The 17661-nt window shown below is 66.7% G+C and carries 18 protein-coding genes and 1 tRNA gene; 13 read left to right on the top strand and 6 right to left on the bottom strand.

Annotated features, from left to right (window positions below):
• Positions 1–98: 98 nt before the first annotated feature.
• Both ACYP5B_RS07845 and ispB read right to left on the bottom strand, forming a co-directional pair.
• Positions 99–175, bottom strand: a tRNA-Pro gene (locus tag ACYP5B_RS07845).
• A gap of 126 nt (positions 176–301) precedes the next feature.
• On the bottom strand, positions 302–1231 hold the full coding sequence (gene ispB, locus ACYP5B_RS07840) for an octaprenyl diphosphate synthase (RefSeq protein WP_267606511.1): 930 nt from the start codon (positions 1229–1231) through the stop codon (positions 302–304).
• Between the two features lie 573 nt (positions 1232–1804).
• Between ispB and rplU the strand changes: the two genes are divergently transcribed.
• The 4 genes from rplU to proB all read left to right on the top strand — a co-directional run bounded on the left by rplU (position 1805) and on the right by proB (position 4860).
• Positions 1805–2116 carry a 50S ribosomal protein L21 gene (gene rplU / locus ACYP5B_RS07835; RefSeq protein WP_006162510.1) on the top strand — a complete coding sequence of 104 codons (312 nt, stop codon included), beginning with the start codon at positions 1805–1807 and terminating at the stop codon, positions 2114–2116.
• Positions 2117–2186: 70 nt separating this feature from the next.
• Positions 2187–2447 (top strand): 50S ribosomal protein L27, encoded by a 261-nt coding sequence (gene rpmA, locus ACYP5B_RS07830; RefSeq protein WP_006162509.1) that lies wholly within the window; start codon positions 2187–2189, stop codon positions 2445–2447.
• Positions 2448–2596: 149 nt separating this feature from the next.
• Complete coding sequence (gene obgE, locus ACYP5B_RS07825) at positions 2597–3697, top strand: GTPase ObgE (RefSeq protein WP_441633931.1); 1101 nt, start codon at positions 2597–2599, stop codon at positions 3695–3697.
• A gap of 44 nt (positions 3698–3741) precedes the next feature.
• Positions 3742–4860: a glutamate 5-kinase gene (gene proB, locus ACYP5B_RS07820; protein WP_267604497.1), complete on the top strand. Its 1119-nt coding sequence runs from the start codon at positions 3742–3744 to the stop codon at positions 4858–4860.
• Between the two features lie 98 nt (positions 4861–4958).
• On the opposite strand, the gene ACYP5B_RS07815 is transcribed toward proB, so the two are convergent.
• Together ACYP5B_RS07815 and ACYP5B_RS07810 are read right to left on the bottom strand one after the other, a co-directional pair.
• Entirely contained in the window at positions 4959–5588 is a 630-nt protein-coding gene (locus tag ACYP5B_RS07815; RefSeq protein WP_459569203.1) for a CNP1-like family protein, read from the bottom strand.
• Positions 5581–6243, bottom strand: coding sequence for an RNA pyrophosphohydrolase (locus ACYP5B_RS07810; RefSeq protein ID WP_043349734.1), 663 nt, complete (start codon positions 6241–6243; stop codon positions 5581–5583). The genes ACYP5B_RS07815 and ACYP5B_RS07810 overlap by 8 nt, the downstream gene beginning before the upstream one ends.
• 186 nt (positions 6244–6429) lie before the next feature.
• On the opposite strand from ACYP5B_RS07810, the gene ACYP5B_RS07805 reads away from it, so the two are divergent.
• From ACYP5B_RS07805 to ACYP5B_RS07780, 6 genes are all read left to right on the top strand, one after another.
• Positions 6430–8151, top strand: coding sequence for a proline--tRNA ligase (locus ACYP5B_RS07805; RefSeq protein WP_400096755.1), 1722 nt, complete (start codon positions 6430–6432; stop codon positions 8149–8151).
• A gap of 80 nt (positions 8152–8231) precedes the next feature.
• Entirely contained in the window at positions 8232–8921 is a 690-nt protein-coding gene (locus ACYP5B_RS07800) for a lytic transglycosylase domain-containing protein (RefSeq protein WP_318230909.1), read from the top strand.
• Complete coding sequence (locus ACYP5B_RS07795; RefSeq protein ID WP_459569202.1) at positions 8918–9889, top strand: 2OG-Fe(II) oxygenase; 972 nt, start codon at positions 8918–8920, stop codon at positions 9887–9889. The genes ACYP5B_RS07800 and ACYP5B_RS07795 overlap by 4 nt, the downstream gene beginning before the upstream one ends.
• Before the next feature lies 1 nt (position 9890).
• Positions 9891–10760 (top strand): helix-turn-helix domain-containing protein, encoded by an 870-nt coding sequence (locus tag ACYP5B_RS07790; RefSeq protein ID WP_459569201.1) that lies wholly within the window; start codon positions 9891–9893, stop codon positions 10758–10760.
• A gap of 100 nt (positions 10761–10860) precedes the next feature.
• Positions 10861–11580, top strand: coding sequence for a LysE family translocator (locus ACYP5B_RS07785; RefSeq protein ID WP_400093193.1), 720 nt, complete (start codon positions 10861–10863; stop codon positions 11578–11580).
• 115 nt (positions 11581–11695) lie between these two features.
• Positions 11696–12316, top strand: coding sequence for a LysE family translocator (locus ACYP5B_RS07780; RefSeq protein WP_459569200.1), 621 nt, complete (start codon positions 11696–11698; stop codon positions 12314–12316).
• Positions 12317–12338: 22 nt separating this feature from the next.
• Here ACYP5B_RS07780 and ACYP5B_RS07775 read toward each other — a convergent pair whose 3' ends face one another.
• Together ACYP5B_RS07775 and ffh are read right to left on the bottom strand one after the other, a co-directional pair.
• On the bottom strand, positions 12339–12881 hold the full coding sequence (locus tag ACYP5B_RS07775; RefSeq protein WP_459569199.1) for a hypoxanthine-guanine phosphoribosyltransferase: 543 nt from the start codon (positions 12879–12881) through the stop codon (positions 12339–12341).
• Between the two features lie 77 nt (positions 12882–12958).
• Positions 12959–14353: a signal recognition particle protein gene (ffh, locus tag ACYP5B_RS07770; RefSeq protein WP_267604490.1), complete on the bottom strand. Its 1395-nt coding sequence runs from the start codon at positions 14351–14353 to the stop codon at positions 12959–12961.
• A gap of 103 nt (positions 14354–14456) precedes the next feature.
• Between ffh and ACYP5B_RS07765 the strand changes: the two genes are divergently transcribed.
• From ACYP5B_RS07765 to ACYP5B_RS07755, 3 genes are all read left to right on the top strand, one after another.
• Entirely contained in the window at positions 14457–15389 is a 933-nt protein-coding gene (locus ACYP5B_RS07765; protein WP_318230813.1) for a cytochrome C assembly family protein, read from the top strand.
• 7 nt (positions 15390–15396) lie between these two features.
• Positions 15397–15678, top strand: a complete 282-nt coding sequence (locus ACYP5B_RS07760) for a PP0621 family protein (RefSeq protein ID WP_459569198.1) — start codon at positions 15397–15399, stop codon at positions 15676–15678.
• The coding region (locus ACYP5B_RS07755) for a sensor histidine kinase (RefSeq protein WP_459569197.1) at positions 15675–17661 on the top strand (1987 nt) is incomplete at its 3' end. The genes ACYP5B_RS07760 and ACYP5B_RS07755, both read left to right, overlap by 4 nt.

The following is a 17661-nucleotide window of genomic DNA, read 5'->3' as shown; positions in this document are numbered from 1 at the left end:
AGGGGTGGGAATCAGGATCGGCGAGCCGGGTGCGCCAATGAAAAAAGGCCGCACATTGCTGTGCGGCCTTTTTTGTACGGTCTTGTCGACCGTGAAACTGGTCGGGGTGAGAGGATTCGAACCTCCGGCCTCTACGTCCCGAACGTAGCGCTCTACCAGGCTAAGCTACACCCCGTTTGTTTTTCTCTGCGCTGCCTGCCTAATTACTAGCTGCTTAATTACTGCTGCAGCGCGAAAGCACACAAGTGTAGCAGCCTTTTTTCCGGAATGGAAGAGGACGCCCGCACGAGGCGCTTTGGCATCAGGACTGCCGTTGCAGCGAGAACGCGCACAGGTCGATCAGCGTTTGCTTCAATGGGGAGTCGGGGAACTGCTGGGCGGCTTTCTCCGCGGCTTCGGCTTCGCGCTGGGCAGCCTGGAAGGTGACCTCGAGCGCGCCGCAGGCGTGGATTGCGGTGAACACCGCATCGAAATGCTCGGTGCCGCCTTGCACGATGGCTTCGCGGGCCAGCGTGCGTTGTTCCGCGGTGCCGTGCTCGAGCAGGTGCAGCAGTGGCAGGGTGGGCTTGCCTTCACGCAGGTCGTCGCCGGCATTCTTGCCCATCTGCTCGGCGCTGGCGGTGTAGTCCAGCATGTCGTCGATCAGCTGGAACGCGGTGCCGATGCGCCGTCCGTATTCCGCGGCGGCTTCTTCAGTGGCCGCGTCCGCGCCGGCCAGCACGGCGCCGAGCTGGGCCGAGGCTTCGAAGAGCTTGGCGGTCTTGTAGCGGATCACCTGCAGGTAGCGCTCCACCGTGACGTCGGGGTCGTGCATGTTCAGCAGCTGCAGCACTTCGCCTTCGGCGATCACATTGGTGGCATTGGAGAGGATCTCCATGATGCGCATGCTGCCGGCGTCCACCATCATCTGGAAGGCACGGGAATAGAGGAAGTCGCCTACCAGCACGCTGGCGGCGTTGCCGAAGACCGCATTGGCGGTCTGGCGGCCGCGGCGCAGCTCCGACTCGTCGACGACGTCGTCGTGCAGCAGCGTGGCGGTGTGGATGAACTCGACCACGGCGGCCAGTTCGTGGTGCCGGTTGCCGTCGTAACCGAAGGCCCGCGCGGACAGCAGCAGGATCACCGGGCGCAGGCGCTTGCCGCCCGCACTGATGATGTACTCGCCGATCTGCTCGATCAGGGGTACCTCCGAGGCGAGGCGCTGGCGGATAACCGAATCAACGGCGCGCATGTCGGCAGCGACCGGGGCAAGCAAGGCAGTGGCGGAAGACTGGGACAAGATGTTCACCGTTACGCAAAACCCGCCGATTATAAGCCATGCGGGTGTATGTATGTCCCCTGAACGGGGGGTGCGACAAGGCGCGCAGTCGCGCTGCGCGTAGAGCGGGGGCGGCGATCCCGGGGACCTATAATGCCGCCATGACCCAGCAACAATCCTCCTCGCGCCGCAAGCTGCGGCGAACCGCATTGTGGGCAGCTTTCGCCGCCCTGGCCGGTTTCCTGCTCGCGGACCTGATCTGACCAGAACGGGCGGGGAAGTGCTTCAGGCGGCGCCACGCGACGCCGGGCAGGCTATGTGTCTGTTTTCTTTGTACTTTTCCCGGCTTTGGTATAGAATCGTGGGTTTCCTCCGGCCGCTTTGTGTTGTCTGCAGATGCGCTGGTGGGAGATAACCGGGCCAATTGGGCCGTCCGGCTTGTCTGTTTTCCTTGCCTTTTGCTGATTGGAGCAGCGGGATGAAACGGACGCAAGGGCGCGCCGGCGTTGGCTTTCGGCGTTTTATTTCACATCGAGAGGTTCGACAATGTACGCGGTCGTAAAAACCGGCGGCAAGCAATATAAGGTTGCTGCTGGCGAAAAACTTAAAGTAGAACAGATACCGGCAGACATTGGCGCAGAAATCACGCTCGACCAGGTGCTCGCAGTGGGCGCAGGCGACCAACTCAAGTTTGGTACGCCGCTGGTTAGCGGGGCTTCCGTCAAGGCTACCGTTATCTCCCAAGGTCGTCACGATAAGGTGAAGATCTTCAAGATGCGCCGTCGCAAGCACTATCAAAAGCGTCAAGGCCATCGTCAAAATTACACCGAGCTGCGCATCGAAGAGATCATTGGCTGAGCCGGTGCTCAGTCATCGTCGACATCGAATTCAAGCGTAACTAGGTAAAGTAAAGCGACAGGAGTTAGTCATGGCACAGAAAAAGGGCGGCGGTTCCACACGGAACGGCCGCGATTCCGAATCGAAGCGTCTGGGCGTCAAGGTGTTTGGTGGTCAAGCCATCAACGCCGGCAGCATCATCGTGCGTCAGCGCGGTACCCGCGTGCACCCGGGCGATAACGTTGGCATTGGCAAGGATCACACCCTCTTTGCTCTCGTCGACGGCCACGTGCAGTTCGCCGTCAAGGGCGCTGCCAAGAAGCAGCAGGTCAGCGTCGTTCCGGCAGTCTGATCACAGCCTTTGCAGCATGAAGGCCCCGCAGTACTTGCGGGGCTTTTTCTTTTCTGGCGACAATGTCATTGTCGCCATTCGCCGCGCCCGCGGCCCTGCCATCCCGGCCGGGCGCGCGCTTTGCGGTCGCTACACCACGGAAGGTCATCATGAAGTTCATCGACGAAGCCAGAATTGAAGTCATCGCCGGCAACGGCGGCAATGGCAGCGCATCGATGCGGCGCGAGAAATTTGTGCCCTTCGGTGGCCCCGACGGTGGCGACGGCGGTAGCGGCGGCAGCGTCTACGCGGTGGCCGACCGCAACATCAACACGCTCATCGACTTCCGCTACGCCAAGAAGCACGTGGCGCGCAACGGCGAGAATGGCCGGGGCGCCGATTGCTATGGCGCGGGCGGCGAAGATGTGAACCTGCGCATGCCGGTCGGCACGCAGATCCTGGACATGGATTCCGGCGAACTGATCGCCGACCTGACCGAGCATGGCCAGACCGTTTGCCTGGCCGAGGGTGGCCTGGGCGGCTGGGGCAACCTGCACTTCAAGTCCAGTACCAACCGCGCGCCCCGCCAGCAGGTGGACGGCAAGCCGGGTGAGCGCCGCATGATCAAGCTGGAGCTGAAGGTGCTGGCCGACGTGGGCCTGCTGGGCATGCCGAACGCCGGCAAGTCGACCTTTATCTCGCACATCTCCAATGCGCGCCCGAAGGTGGCCGACTATCCCTTCACCACGCTGCATCCCAACCTGGGCGTGGTGCGGGTCGATCACGAGCAGTCCTTCGTGGTGGCCGACATCCCCGGCCTGATCGAGGGCGCGGCGGAAGGCGCCGGGCTGGGCCATCAGTTCCTGCGCCACTTGCAGCGCACGGGGCTGTTGCTGCACATCGTCGACCTGGCGCCGTTCGACGAAGCCGTGGATCCGGTGGCCGAGGCCCGCGCCATCGTCAACGAGCTGAAGAAGTACGATGAAAGCCTGTACGAAAAGCCGCGCTGGCTGGTGCTCAACAAGCTGGACGTGGTGCCCGAGGAAGAGCGCGATGCGCGCGTCAAGGACTTCGTCAAACGCTACAAGTGGAAGGGCCCGGTGTTCCGCATCTCCGCCCTGACCGGCGAAGGCTGCCGCGAACTGATCTACGCGATCAAGGACCACCTGGCCGCGATCAAGGCCGAGGAAGTCGCCGCACTGGCCGAGCCGGACATCCGCCTGGATGACCGCCTGCACAACGTCGACCAGTCCGGCGGCGAGCAGAACTAACTACAAAAACAAAACAGCAGTACCCAGCAGACAGGATTCCCACCATGCAATCGGTCATCGCCCAGGCAAAACGTATCGTCGTCAAGGTTGGGTCCAGCCTGGTGACCAACGACGGCAAGGGTCTCGATCACGAGGCCATCGCCCGTTGGGCGGCACAGATCGCCAAGCTGCGCATGGCCGGCAAGGAAGTCGTGCTGGTCAGCTCCGGCGCCATCGCCGAGGGCATGCAGCGCCTGGGCTGGGTCCGGCGCCCCAAGGAAATCCATGAACTGCAGGCCGCTGCGGCAGTGGGCCAGATGGGTCTCGCCCAGGTCTACGAAAGCCAGTTTGGCCGCTATGGCATCCGCACCGCCCAGGTGTTGCTGACCCACGCCGACCTGGCCGACCGCGAGCGCTACCTCAATGCGCGCTCGACCCTGCTGACGCTGCTGTCGCTGGGTGTCGTGCCCATCATCAACGAGAACGACACCGTGGTCACCGACGAAATCAAGTTCGGCGACAACGACACCTTGGGCGCGCTCGTCACCAACCTGATCGAAGGCGATGCGCTGGTGATCCTGACCGACCAGCGCGGCCTCTATACCGCCGACCCACGCAGCAACCCGCAGGCCGAGTTCGTGGACGAGGCGCTGGCCGGCGCGGTAGAGCTCGAGGCCATGGCCGGCGGCGCCGGCACGTCGATTGGCCGCGGCGGCATGCTGACCAAGATCCTGGCCGCCAAGCGCGCCGCCAAATCGGGCGCGCATACCGTGATCGCTTCCGGGCGCGAAGCCAATGTGCTGGAGCGGCTTGCCGGTGGCGAAGGCATCGGCACGCAACTGCTAGCCCCAACAGGCCGCCTGACCGCGCGCAAGCAATGGATGGCCGACCACCTGCAATTGCGTGGGCGGGTGGTGATCGATGCCGGCGCGGTGGATAAGCTGACCAGCGGCGGCAAGTCGCTGCTGCCGATCGGCGTGGTGGAGGTGCAGGGCGAGTTCGCGCGTGGCGAGGTCATTGCCTGCATCGACGCGGCGGGCCATGAGGTGGCGCGCGGCATCACCAACTACTCCAGTTCGGAAGCCAAGCTGATCGCGCGCAAGCCCTCGTCCGAGATTGAGCGAGTGCTTGGCCACCAGAACGAGCACGAGTTGATCCACCGGGACAACCTGGTACTGGTCTGAGCGGACTGATTGTTCCGAGGTACCATGCAAAAAAGCCCGCGATCGCTCGCGGGCTTTTTTGCATGGAGCGGCGCCGTACTACTGCGCCGTTGCCGCCATCAACGTGCGATCGCGCTCTTGCGCGGTGCTTCGCCACGCAGATCCTTGACGATGTCCTGCGCCTTGCCGGCTGCGGAGCGGCCCTCGCACAGGAAATCCTTGGCCAGCGTCGCGCCATAGTTATTGCGCGCGATACCGGCCAGCTGGACCCAGCCACTGCGGTCATCGGTGCGGTTGCGTACCCACTCGGTCGCGCCCCTGGGCAGGGTGGCGTACATCTTGCGCTCGAAGGTGTCGCAGCGCACGGCTTCAAAGCTCACGTTGCGCATGCCGCCGGCGCCGGTGATGACCACCGTATAACGCACCGCGCCGTCCGCACCCACGGCCACCGACTTGCTGTCGACGGCGAAGGTAAAGTTGCCGGCGGGGCTGACTTCGAACGGGATCAGGTCCGCATCCCGCGGCGGCGCTGGCAGCGGGGTCTCCACTTCCCTGAATTCCTTCGCGGCGAACGGGTCGAGGATGCTGAACTCCTTTTTCGGCGTGTAATCCTCGGACTCGTCGGGCATCGGCAGGTGTTGCGGCTTGGACGTGCTGCCGCAGCCGGCCAGGCCAAGGCAAAGGGTTGCCGCCAGCAAGCAGGCGGCGGGCAGGCTCGGGCGCAAGCCGCGGCCGGCAAAATCAATCATCGGTACTCCGTTCTGTGGACGCCGGCTGGGCCGGCGAAATTGGGCCCGGATCGTGGGCCAGGTCCTGATGCACCAGGTCCGGAACGCTGTCGGGATGCTCGTCCAGCCCCGCGCGAGCATAACCTGCGCGCACCGAACCATGCCGGCCATGGGTGCCGTAGGGGCTCAGCGGCGCGCGGGTATTGCGCTGCAGGAAGCGGGACAGCTCGGTCAGCGCAAGCTGATAGACATCGCGCTTGAACTCGATGACAGCGTCCAGCGGGACCCAGTAATGGCTCCAGCGCCAGGCATCGAACTCCGGGTGGTCGGTGGCGCGCAGGCGGATGTCGCAATCGCGGCCCGCCATGCGCAACAGGAACCAAATCTGCTTCTGTCCCCTGTAATGGCCGCGGATTTCGCGGCGGATGAACTTGTCCGGCACCTCATAACGCAGCCAGTCGCGTGTGCGACCGACAATCCTGACATGCTCGGGCAGCAGACCGACTTCTTCATGTAGCTCGCGGTACATCGCCTGCTCCGGCGTTTCGCCGTATTTGATGCCGCCTTGCGGAAACTGCCACGAATGTTCGCCTATGCGCTTGCCCCAGAACACCTCGTTCCGTGCGTTGATGAGGATGATGCCGACGTTCGGGCGAAAGCCTTCACGATCGAGCATGACTGCACCTCGAATCCTTTAGAATTAGGTTGATTATAAAGGAAGCGCGTAATGGGGCTTTGTGCAACGGGGTGCTGGTTTTCCCCGAGCAAAAAGCGCTGCATAATGCACGCGCGCACCACGGATTCGCGCCATCTCGCCCACGGAACCTGCCAGGGCGGGCATGGCCTCACGAGAAAGTAACGGATGAAAGCCTCGCAATTCTTCATTTCCACCCAAAAGGAAGCCCCTTCCGACGCGGAAATCGTGTCGCACAAGTTGATGATGCGAGCCGGCATGATCAAGAAGCTCGGCGCTGGCATCTATAGCTACATGCCGGTCGGCCTGCGGGTGATCCGCAAGGTGGAAGCCATCGTGCGCGAGGAAATGAACCGCGCCGGCGCGGTCGAACTGTCGATGCCGGTGATCCAGCCCGCCGAGCTGTGGCAGGAAACCGGCCGCTGGGACAAGATGGGCCCCGAGCTGCTGCGCCTGAAGGACCGCCACGAGCGCGACTTTGCCGTCCAGCCTACCTCCGAAGAGGTGGTGACGGACATCGCCCGCAGCGAAATCCGCAGCTACAAGCAACTGCCGATCAACTTCTACCAGATCCAGACCAAGTTCCGCGACGAGCGCCGGCCGCGCTTCGGCATCATGCGCGGACGCGAGTTCACCATGAAGGATGCCTACTCCTTCGACCGTGACACTGCTGGCCTGAAGGCGTCCTACGACAAGATGTTCGACGCCTATGTGCGCATCTTCCAGCGCTTCGGCCTGGAATTCCGTGCCGTGGCGGCCGACAACGGCGCCATCGGCGGCTCCGGCTCGCACGAGTTCCACGTGATCGCCGAGACCGGCGAAGACGCCATCGTCTACTGCCCCGACTCGGACTACGCCGCCAACATGGAAGCGGCCGAGGCCCTGCCACTGCTGGCCCAGCGCGCCGCGCCGGCTGAAGCCATGGTCAACACGCCCACGCCGGGCAAGGCCAAGTGCGAGCACGTGGCCGAGCTGCTTGGCATCCCGCTGGCACGCACGGTCAAGTCGATCGTGCTGGCCACCGAAGGCGAGGCCGGCACGCAGATCTGGCTGCTGCTGCTGCGCGGCGACCATGAGCTCAACGAGGTCAAGGCGTCCAAGGTGGCCGGCCTGGCCGAGTTCCGCTTCGCAACCGAGTCCGAGATCGCCGAGACCTTCGGCACGCCCCCGGGCTACCTGGGCCCCATCGGCGCCAAGAAGCCTGTCAACGTGGTGGCGGACCGCACGGTCGCCAACATGAGCGACTTCGTTTGCGGCGCCAACGAGCGCGACTACCACCTGACCGGCGTGAACTGGGGCCGCGACCTGCCCGAGCCCGTGGTGGCGGACCTGCGCAACGTGGTGGAAGGCGACGTTTCACCGGACGGCAAGGGCACGCTCGCGATCTGCCGCGGCATCGAAGTCGGCCATGTGTTCATGCTCGGCACGCGCTATTCGGAATCGATGGGCGCCACCTTCCTGGACGAGAACGGCAAGACCCAGCCCATGCAGATGGGTTGCTACGGCATTGGCGTGACCCGTATCCTGGGGGCCGCCATCGAGCAGAACTTCGACGAGCGCGGCATTGTCTGGCCCGCATCGATCGCCCCGTTCGCGGTGGTGGTCTGCCCGGTTGGCTACGACCGCTCCGAGGCGGTCAAGGCCGAGGCCGACCGTATCCATGCCGAGCTGCTGGCAGCCGGCGTCGACGTGATCCTGGACAACCGCGGCGAGCGCCCCGGCGCCATGTTTGCCGACTGGGAGCTGATCGGCGTGCCGCACCGCGTGGTGGTGGGCGACCGTGGCCTGAAGGAAGGCCGCGTGGAGTACCAGGGACGGCGCGACGCCGAAGCCACCCAGCTGCCGGTCGCCGACGTGGTTGCCCACGTGCGCGGGCTGTTGTCCGCCTGAGCGCCATGCGCCTACTGCACCCGCTGCGCTTGCCTGACCTGAGCCTGAGCCGCCTGCGCGTGGCGCGTGCCAGTGCCGGCATGCTGCTGGTGCTGAGCGCCGCCGCCCACGCCGGGGCCCAGAAGGAAGAGGACCTGGCCGACTCGGTGCGCGGCGCGCTGGCCGCGGCGATTGCCGACAGCCGCCCGCTGCGCCCCGCTTTCGCCACCGGCGGCGAGCAACTGGCCTATCTCAAGTGGCTGGAAGAAATGTCGCACCGGCTTGCGGGGCGCATCCCCGAGCCGCAGGTGCGCATCGAGCTGATCGAGACCGCCTACTATGAAGCCAAGCGCGCCGGGCTGGAACCCGCGCTGGTGCTAGGCCTGGTGCAGGTCGAGAGCAATTTCCGCAAGTACGCGATCAGCTCGGCCGGCGCCCGCGGGTTGATGCAGGTGATGCCGTTCTGGGTGCGCAGCATCGGCGACAGCGACAGCCGCAAGCTGTTCCACCTGCAGAGCAACCTGCGCTACGGCTGCACCATCCTGCGCTACTACCTGGACCGCGAGCAGGGCGACCTGTTCCTGGCGCTGGGCCGGTATAACGGCAGCCGCGGCCGTCCCGAGTATCCCAATGCGGTATTGGCAGCCTGGAAGCGCTGGCAGTATTCCGAAGCCACGGTCACCGTCGCCGGCGACCCCGAAACCGGCACGGCCACCCGCAGCCGCGTGCTTCCGCCCGAAGCGCCGGCGCGCAACCCGTTCTCGCCGCAGCGGCTGGCCAATCCCTCATGAGCAACACCCGCGGCACCAGCGCCACTGGCGACACCGCCGGCAAGGCGGGCTACACCAGTTCCTCGGCGGACCTGGAGCGCTGGCTGCGGCGCCATATCGGGCAGGGCTTTGGCGCCGAGGCACTGGTGCAGTCGATGTGCCAGTCCGGCTACGAGCAGGCCTTCGCGCAAGCCACGGTGGCCGCGGCGCTGTCCGCCGCGGCACGGGCAGAGGTGCGGGGGACGCCGCCGGACAACGCCGCGGAGATGGCCGCGGAGCTGGGCATCGGCAAGCCGGCCGAGCGCGCGGCCGATCACGCCGGTGGCCGGGACCATCGCGGGGTGCAAGGCAAGCGCAACGCGGCACATTTCGCCGGCCGCGAGATTCCCATCCTGTTCACGCTCGCGGCGCCGCGCGTGACCCTGTTCCAGCAACTGCTGACGGATGCCGAGTGCGACGCCCTGGTGGAGCTGGCGCGCGGCCGCCTGGCGCGCTCACCCGTGATCAACCCCGACACCGGCGACGAGAACCTGATCGAGGCGCGCACCAGCCTGGGCGCGATGTTCCAGGTCGGCGAGCATGCGCTGATCGAGCGCATCGAGGACTGCATCGCCGCGGTGACCGGGATTGCCGCGGACCGCGGCGAAGGCTTGCAGATCCTCAACTACAAGCCCGGCGGCGAGTACCAGCCGCACTACGATTTCTTTAACCCGCAGCGCCCCGGCGAGGCGCGCCAGCTCAAGGTCGGCGGGCAACGCGTCGCTACCCTGGTGATCTACCTGAACAGCCCGCCGGCGGGCGGCGCTACCGCCTTTCCCAAGCTTGGCCTGGAGGTGGCGCCGGTCAAGGGCAACGCGGTCTATTTCAGCTATCGCAAGTCCGACGGCGCGCTGGACGAGCGCACCCTGCATGCCGGCCTGCCCGTTGAAGCCGGCGAGAAATGGATCGCCACCAAATGGCTGCGCGAGCGTCCATACCGGACCGACTGATATGCGCCCGCGCAGCACCGGAGCCACCGAATCCAGCAAAGTCGCCGGCACGCGGCAGGCCCGCTATTGGTTCGATCCCGCCATGCCGCATGTCGAGAGCCGCTGCGCCAGCGACAGCGGCGCCGCCTACCTGCCGCATACCCATCCCACGTTATCGATCGGCGCCGTCGATGGCGGCCACAGCCTGTTCAGCACCGGGACCGAGTCGGTAACGCTGGCGCCCGGCGATGTGGTCGTGATCCCGGCTGGCCAGGTGCACGCCTGCAATCCAGAGCCGGACGCGCGCTGGAGCTACCAGATGCTGCACCTGGACCCGGCATGGACGGCAGCGGTGCTGGAGGCGCGTGGCGTGGCGATGTTGCCCGCGGCGCTGGCGCGGGTGCGGGTCACCAGCGCGGCGGACACCTATGCCAGCCTGTGCCGGCTTAACGAAGTGCTGTTCTCCGCGGCCACGCTGGCTGCCAAGGAAGCGGCGCTGGGCGGCTTCGTGGCTGCGCTGTTCGGCGGTGCCGACCGGCGCCAGGCGGTGCGCGCGCCGCGCCAGCCGCTCACGCCCGAGGCCCGGCTGGCCCGCCTTGTCGCGCTGCTGCATGCGCATCATGCCGAGCCGCTGCCGCTGGCGGAGCTGGCGCGCGGCGCCGGCATGAGCCGCTACCAGCTGATCCGCGCCTTCCGGGCTGACGTCGGCATGACCCCGCATGCCTATCAGCTGGATCTGCGCATCAACCACGCGCGCCAGCTGCTGCGCGCGGGCGGGGCGCCGGCGGAGATCGCCCAGGTGCTGGGCTTCTCCGACCAGAGCCACTTCCAGCGCGCCTTCAAGCAGCGCGTAGCGCTGACGCCACGCAGCTACCAGCGCCGAAGCGGCTGAGCGGCTGAGCGGCTGAGCCGTCGCGCGCAATTTTCTCCAATACTTGCCGCCCTCTTGCGGCCCAGACTTCGTGCTCATCCGAAGACACGAAAGGACTGGCGTGGATTTCCCTGTTGATTCCGGCCTCGGCCAATTTGCCATGGTGGCGGGCGCGCATTTTCTCGCGCTGCTCAGCCCCGGGCCCGACTTTTTCCTGGTAGTGCGCAGCGCGCTGGTGCATGGCGTGGGCCGCGCCAGCGCCGTCTGCCTGGGCATTGCACTGGGCAACGGCGTGTTTATCGGGCTGGCCATCGCCGGGCTGGCGGCTACCCGCGCCAGCCAGGGCGTGTTCATGCTGCTGCAGTGGGCGGGTTGCCTGTACCTGGCCTGGCTGGGCTGGCGGCTGCTGCGCGCCAGCGGCGAGACGGCGCTGCCCGGCGCAAATGGTGCGAATGGCACAGATAGCCAGCAGGTGCAGGGCGCCGGCCGCGCCGCGTATGCGGCGCAACTCGTGACGGGATTCCTGTCCGCCGTGCTCAACCCCAAGAATGCGTTGTTCTACGCCAGCCTGTTCTCGGTACTGGCCGGCACCCGCACGCCGCTGGCGGTCCAGCTGGGCTATGGCGGCTGGATGTTCGCCATGGTCTTCGGCTGGGACATGCTGGTGGCCTGGGGCGTGCGCCATCCGCTGGTGCGCGCGCGCTTTGCCCGCTCGGTACGCGGCGTGGAGCGGGCGACCGGCGTGGTGCTGTGGGGTATCGCGCTGATCGTGGCGGTGAATGCACTTGATGCGCTCAACGCGCTCGATGTCGTCAACGCAGCGAAGCCGTGGTTGCCATGATGCGGGCGCCACACGGCAAGCCGTATCGCCAGTTTTATGGTCAACTGTACCGGTACTGTACAGTTGACCATGGCTAGACTAGCGCCATTCCTTTTTGCATGTGATGGAGCCTGTCATGGCAGTCCCCCAGCTTGTTGCCGGATCCGGCGTGTTTGCCGCGTTCTGCGCGTTTGCCCTTGTGTCGTCGATCACCCCGGGGCCCAACAACACCATGGTGCTGGCTTCGGGCGTGAATTTCGGCTTTGCCCGCACGGTGCCCCATGTGCTGGGCATCAGCATCGGCTTCGGCCTGATGGTGGCGGTGGTCGGCCTCGGCCTGGGATCGCTGTTCGCCACGTTGCCGTGGACCTGGCAGGTGCTGCGCGTGGTGGCGGTGGCCTATCTCACCTGGCTGGCGTGGAAGCTGGCGACGGCGGGGGGCATCCAGGACCAGGAGGTGGGCAAGCCCATGGGCTTCCTGGCGGCGGCCGCGTTCCAATGGGTCAATCCCAAGGCTTGGGTGATGGCGGTGGGCGCGTGCAGCACCTACGTGCTGCACGGCAATGTCTGGCTCAATGTGTTGCTGCTGTCCGGCCTGTTCGCCGTGATCAACCTGCCCAGCGTGGCGATCTGGGCGGTGTTCGGCTCGGCCATGCGGCGCTGGCTGGCGCAGCCGCGGGTGCTGCGCCTGTTCAACGTGGCGATGGCGCTGATGCTGCTGGCCTCGCTGTGGCCGATCGTCAGCGCCAGGCCGTAACGCGAGGCCTGAGCGCGAGGGCTTAGCGCAAGGCCCGGATGGCGGGCAGGTTGCGCCAGTAGCCGTGGGCGTCCATGCCGCAGCCGAAGACATAGCGCTCGGGCACGGTGAAGCCGCAGAAGTCCGGGTGCATCGGCTTGGCCTTCTGCAGCACTTTTTCGCACAGGACGGCCGCGTAGACATTGGTCGCGCCCATGTCCATGATGCGCTGGCGGATGGCCGCCATGGTTTCGCCTTCGTCCAGGATGTCGTCCAGCACCAGCACCGCGCGGCCCTTGACCGACTCGCGCGGCGCCACGCGCCACTGCATCTCGCCGCCGACCGTCTTGTTGTTGTAGCGCGAGAGGTGGATGTAGTCGAACTCCAGCGGGAACGCCAGCTTGGGCAGCAGCATGCCGGTGAAGACGACTGCGCCGCCCATCACCGACAGCACCAGCGGGAAGGTATCGCCCATCTTTTCCGTGATCTCGCCCGCCATGCGGTCCAGCGATGCCTGGACGGCCTCGGCGCTGACGATTTCCTCGGAGTTGGCCCACAGTTCGCGGGCCTGTTCGGCGGTCATCATGATGTGGATCCTGTCTCAGTCTCTGTCTTTTGCGGGTGGCGCGGCGCCCGGGAGCGGGCGCCGCCGTGCCGGATGGCTTAGCGGTTGAAGAGTCCCTTCATGCCGCCCTTCATCGCGCCCATCTGGCGCATCATCTTCATCATGCCGCCGCCCTTGAGCTTCTTCATCATGCTCTGCATCTGGTCGAACTGGTTGAGCAGGCGGTTGACTTCCTGCACCGGCACGCCGGCGCCGGTGGCGATGCGGCGCTTGCGGCTGGCCTTGATCAGGTCGGGCTTGGCGCGCTCGGCGGCCGTCATGCTGTTGATGATGCCTTCCATGCGGCGCACCTGCTTCTCGGCCACGTCCATATTGGCGCCCTGCGCCTGCTGGGCGAACTGCGCCGGCAGCTTGTCGACCAGGCTGCCCAGGCCGCCCATCTTCTTCATCTGGCCGATCTGTGCCTTGAAGTCTTCCAGGTCGAAGTCGCCGGTCTTCTTGATTTTCTTGGCCAGCTTCTCGGCCGCTTCCATGTCCACGCCGCGCTGGGCTTCCTCGACCAGCGCGAGGATGTCGCCCATGCCCAGGATGCGCTGGGCCATGCGGTCGGGGTAGAAAGGCTCGAGGCCGTCCAGCTTTTCGCCAACGCCGACGAACTTGATCGGGCGGCCGGTGATGTGGCGCACCGACAGCGCGGCACCGCCGCGCGCATCGCCGTCCAGCTTGGTCAGCACCACGCCGGTCAGGGGCAGGGCGTCATTGAAGGCGCGCGCGGTGTTGACCGCGTCCTGGCCCAGCATGGCGTCGACCACGAACAAGGTTTCGACCGGCTTGATCTCGGCATGCAGCGCGGCGATTTCCTTCATCATCGCTTCGTCGATGCCCAGGCGGCCCGCGGTGTCGACGATCAGCACGTCGTGGTAGTGCTTGCGCGCCCAGTCCACCGCGGCGCGCGCGATGTCCACCGGGTTCTGGTCGGGCTGGGACGGGAAGAAATCGGCGCCAACCTGCTCGGACACGGTCTTGAGCTGGGCGATAGCGGCGGGGCGGTAGACGTCGCACGATACCGTCAGCACCTTCTTCTTCTTGTTTTCCTTCAGCCACTTGGCCAGCTTGCCGACGGTGGTGGTCTTGCCGGCGCCTTGCAGGCCGGCCATCAGGATGATCGCGGGCGGCTGCACCGCCAGGTTCAGCTCGCCGCTCTTGTTGTCGGCGGACAGGCTTTCCTCGCCGCCGATGACGGCGGTCAGCTCGCGCTGCACCACGCCCACCAGCGCCTGGCCCGGCGTCAGGCTGGACACCACGTCCTCGCCCAGTGCCTTTTCCTTCACGCGGGCGATGAATTCCCGCACGACCGGCAAGGCGACGTCGGCCTCCAGCATGGCCAGGCGCACTTCGCGCAGCATTTCGGCGGTATTGGCTTCGGTCAGGCGAGCCTCGCCGCGCATGGTCTTGACGACCCGCGCCAGGCGTTGAGTGAGATTGTCCAGCATGGCAGAAGTCCGGGGGATAGAGCTTGATCGAGGCTTGAGGCTGGCTCTTGGCCCGGCTCAAGCGGGGCGCCACCGGGACGGGGCGCTAAGGTAAACTGTGCAAATGGCCATTGTACTGTATGCCTTGACGGCACTTCTCTATTGCGGCCTGGCCTATCACGGCTGGGCAACGCGTAACCCGCAGCTATCGGCTGCCGGCACCGGCGGTGCCATTGGGGGCGCGGCGACCACCGTGCTGCTGCACGGCGGCGGGGGGACTGGCGGGCGCGGCGAGGGCCGCCCGGCCTGGTGGCACGCGCTGATGCTGGCCGCGGTGGCCAGCCACGGCCTGCTGCTGCACGAGACCATCTTCCCGGCAGACCGCATGGTGTTTGGCTTTGCCTTTGCGCTGTCGGCCATGCTGTGGCTGGGCGTGGGCATCTACTGGATCGAGAGCTTCTTCTTCTCGCTGGCCGGCCTCGGGCTGATCGTGGTCCCGGTGGCCATGCTCGCCAGCCTGATGCCGCTGGCGTTTCCCGGCGCACAGATCCTGGGCTACGCGGCGCGGCCGCTGTTCAAGCTGCACTTCATCATTGCCAACGTGGCCTACGGCCTGTTCACGCTGGCCGCCTTCCATGCTTTCCTGATGTTGCTGGCGGAACGCCGCCTGCATGGCTTCAACCGCTCGCCCCAGGCCGGCAGCGCCAGCGAGCCGGCCCAGTGGGTGGGCCGCTGGCTCGACCTGCTGCCGCCGCTGCTGACGCTGGAGAAGCTGCTTTTCCGCCTGATCGGCGCCGGCTTCGTGTTGCTGACGCTGACGATCCTGTCAGGCCTGCTGTTCTCCGAGCAACTGTTCGGCCGGGCCTTCCGGCTCGACCACAAGACGGTGTTCGCGCTGCTGTCGTGGGCGATGTTCGCGGGCATCCTGGCCGGGCGCACTTTCTACGGCTGGCGCGGGCGCACCGCGTTGCGCTGGGTGATTGCGTCCTTCGGCATCCTGCTGCTGGCTTATGTTGGCAGCCGCTTCGTCATCGAAGTCATACTGCACCGAATCTGAGGCCGGCATGGCACGCATCTTCCTTGTCCTGGCTGTCCTGCTGGGCTGTTTCTGGTGGCTTCGCCAGCGCGCGCAAGCGCGCCTTCGGGAGGACCGCGCCGCCCGGCACGGTCCCGCGCACGGCTCGCCTGTCCGCGACCAGCCTGCGCCCGCGCAGCAAGCCATGGTCCAATGCGCGCGCTGCGGCGTGCACCTGCCGCAGGGCGAAGCCATCGCCTACCGCGGCCTGCATTACTGCCGGCGCGCCCACCTGCCGGCCGATAGCGATCCGGACAGCCCTGCCGCATGAACGGGCCTGCCTCGTTCTGGTCCCGCCTGAATGCCTGGCGTGCCCTCGCCGCGATGTGGCGCCAGCCCGAGCCTCCTGAATTCCACTGGCGCCTGCTGCGCTATTTCTGCTGGACCCGGCTGGCGGTGGCCGCGCTGCTGCTGGGCTATGCGTGGCTGCCGGCGCAGCGCGCCGCGCAGACACTGAGTAGCGGGTTCGGCATCGGGCTGGGCGCGCTGCCGCTGGCCGTGCCCTATGCCGTGGTGGCGCTGGCCATGGTGGTCGCGACACTCTGGTGGCGCCGCGGCTTTCACCTGCGGGTGCGCTTCCAGGTGCTGGCGGATCTCGCCCTGCTGGGCCTGATCTTTCACGCGCAGGGCCAACGCGGCGAGGGGCTCGCCATGATCTTCCTGCTGCCCGCGCTGCAGGCCGGCGCGCTCACCAGCCTGCTGTTCGCGCTGTTCGCGGCGGCAGCCTCGGCGCTGGTGGTGATGAGCGCCCCCTTCGCGCAGACCTTGCTGTTGCGCCAGGCCGACACGGGTTTGCTGGGCTCGGGGCTGTACGGGCTGGTCTTCATGATCGCGGCCTCGCTGATGTACCTGCTGGCCAACCGCCAGCTCGCGCAGGAGCGGCTGGCGCTGGCGCGCGAGCAGGAGCTGCGCCTGCAGCAGCTGGTCAACCGGCTGATGGTCAACGACATGCAGGACGGCGTGATGCTGCTGCGTGCCAACGGCGTGGTGGTGGCGGCCAACCCGGCCGCGGTGGTGCTGCTTGGCGTGCAGCCTGCCGAACGGGGCAAGCAAACGGACGCCCCCGCCTTTGGGCGCGACGCGCTGTTCGACCTGCGCCAGATTCCCCGCCTGCAGCCGCTGATGGAAATGCTGCGCGACTGGGTGCGCAGCAAAGACGACGCGCCGCGCATCCTGCAATTGCTGCCGCTGCCGTCGCGGCCATCCTCGGGGCGCGGCCCCATCCTGCATACGCGGCTGCGGCTGCGCTTCCTGCTGCCGGGGCTGGCCAGCCTGCGATCCACTTTCGCATCCTCGATGTCGGTCTCGCTCAGTGCGCAGAACGCCATGAACACCGGCACCTGGAACGAGCTGGCGCCCGAGGCGGCGGCCCGGCTGCGCCTGGCCATCGCCCAGCGCGAGGCCATGGCCTGGCGCCCGGAGGACGAGGCCTTGCTGCGCAGCGAGATGCGCGACACGGTGCTGGTCCATATCGAAAGCTGGGAGCGCATCGCCGAGCAGGTGCAACAGGAAAAGCTGGCCGCCATGGGGCGCCTGGTGGCCAGCGTGGCGCACCAGATCCGCAATCCGCTGGCGGCCATCAGCCAGGCCAGCGAGCTGCTGGCCGAAACCAGCCGACGGGCCGCGCGCCCGGGCGAGGCGGGACGCGCGGAGGGCGACGTGGATGCGCGGCTGCTGCGCATCATCCACGACAATGTGCGCCGGCTCGACCAGGTGGTGTCGGACGTGCTGCAGATGTCGCGCCGCCCGCGCACCGAGCGCACCACGGTGGACCTGAACCAGGCGCTGCCGGATATCGTCGGCCGCTGGCGGCTGGAGATGCGCGCCCGCTCCGCGGACCACGACCCGGTTGGCGCGCGGCGCGTGCCGCGTGCGGCCGAGATCAACGCCAATGCCATCCGGCTCACGGTGGACGTGGCGCGCCCGGTCATCTTCGATGCCTCCCAGTTGCAGCAAGTGCTTGGCAACCTGCTCGACAACGCCTGGCGCTATTGCAGCCGCCTGCCCGGGGCGATCCGCCTGCTGGCTCATGCGCTGGACCAGCACCATGCCGAGCTGATCGTGTGGAACGATGGCGTCGAGGTCTCGCGCGAGCACCAGCGCACCTTGTTCGAGCCCTTCTTTACCAGCAACGCCCAGGGCACCGGCCTCGGGCTGTTCATGGCGCGCGAGCTATGCGGCGCCAACGACGCCCAGGTGCGCTACGGCACGATTTCGATCGACGCGCTGCTGGCGCAGACCGGCATGCTGGCGC

This window comes from Cupriavidus sp. 8B (assembly GCF_054589115.1).
Note: the sequence above shows the minus strand (reverse complement) of the source record. Positions and strands in the feature narration are given on the sequence as shown.